Source organism: Sphingomonas sp. SFZ2018-12 (assembly GCF_022496715.1).
Lineage (GTDB): Bacteria > Pseudomonadota > Alphaproteobacteria > Sphingomonadales > Sphingomonadaceae > Sphingomonas.
Window position 1 is genome coordinate 1 of record NZ_WTFM01000015.1, and the last position, 1370, is coordinate 1370.

The window sequence follows — 1370 nt, forward strand, 5'->3', positions numbered from 1 at the left end:
TGGGATCCCGCGTCGGGCGTGGCGATTGAGGATGTGTCGTTCAGCGTGGCGTCTTTGGCCGACGTCGCCGATGCGTGCGCGTGCGCCGACGCGGCGCTCCTGCCCTATCTCGCGCGATCGCTCGAAGACCGCGCGCGGTTCCTGGAGGCGATTGCAGACGCGATCGACGCGCTCGGCGACGGGCTGATCGAGCGCGCCATGCGCGAGACCGGGCTTCCGACCGCGCGATTGGTCGGTGAACGCGCCCGCACGACCGCGCAGCTGCGCCTGTTCGCCGCGACCGTGCGCGACGGCGGCTGGCAGGCGCGCCGCCATGACCCCGCCGATCCGGCGCGCGTGCCGCCGAAGCCCGAACTTCGGCTGCGCAAGATTGCGGTCGGCCCGGTCGCGGTGTTCGGCGCTTCCAACTTCCCGCTCGCCTTCTCGGTCGCAGGTGGCGATACCGCCGCCGCGCTCGCCGCCGGATGCCCGGTGGTGGTCAAGGCGCATCCGGCCCATCCCGGCACGTCGGAGCTGGTGGCCACCGCCGTGCTGCGCGCCGCCGCGACGCTCGGGATGCCCGACGGCGTGTTCTCGATGCTGGGCGGGCCGTCGCACGATATCGGCACCGCGCTGGTCGCCGATCCGCGCATCCGGGCGGTCGGCTTTACCGGCTCGCGCAGCGGCGGCATCGCGCTGATGAAGGTCGCCGCCGCGCGCCCGGTGCCGATCCCGGTCTATGCCGAGATGTCGAGCATCAACCCGGTGGTGCTGATGCCCGCAGCACTCGCCGCGCGCGGCGATGCCATTGCCGACGGGTTCGTCGCGTCGCTGACGATGGGGGCGGGGCAGTTCTGTACCAACCCCGGCCTGGTGCTGGCGATCGAGGGTCCGGCGCTCGACCGGTTCCTGGCGCGCGCGGCCGCAACGCTCGCCAATGCCCCGGCGCAGACGATGCTGAGCGCCGGCATCCACCAGGCCTATCAGGCGGGGCGCTCCCGACTGGCCGCGCATCCCGATGTGCGGCTCGCCGGCGAAGGCCTGGCCGAGACCGGCCCGACCCAGGGCCGCGCGGCGCTGTTCGAGCTCGCTGCCGGCGCCTTCATCGCCGACCCCCGACTGGCGCACGAGGTGTTCGGCGCGACCGCGCTGGTGATACGCTGCCGCGACATGGCCGAACTCGGGCACGTGATCGCCAACCTCGAAGGCCAGCTGACCGCCACGCTCCACGCCGACGACGCCGATCACGCCGACGCGATCCCCCTCATCGCCCGGCTCGAGCACCAGGTCGGCCGCATCCTCGTCAACGGCTGGCCGACCGGGGTCGAGGTCTCACCCGCCATGGTCCATGGCGGACCGTTCCCCGCCACCTCCGACGGCCGCTCCACCTC

At 73.3% G+C, this 1370-nt stretch carries 1 protein-coding gene; it reads left to right on the top strand.

All coding sequences use genetic code 11. From position 1 onward, the window contains the following. Nucleotides 1-1370: aldehyde dehydrogenase (NADP(+)) (locus tag GO308_RS18565; protein ID WP_240886452.1), on the top strand; the 1370-nt coding region annotated here is incomplete at both ends.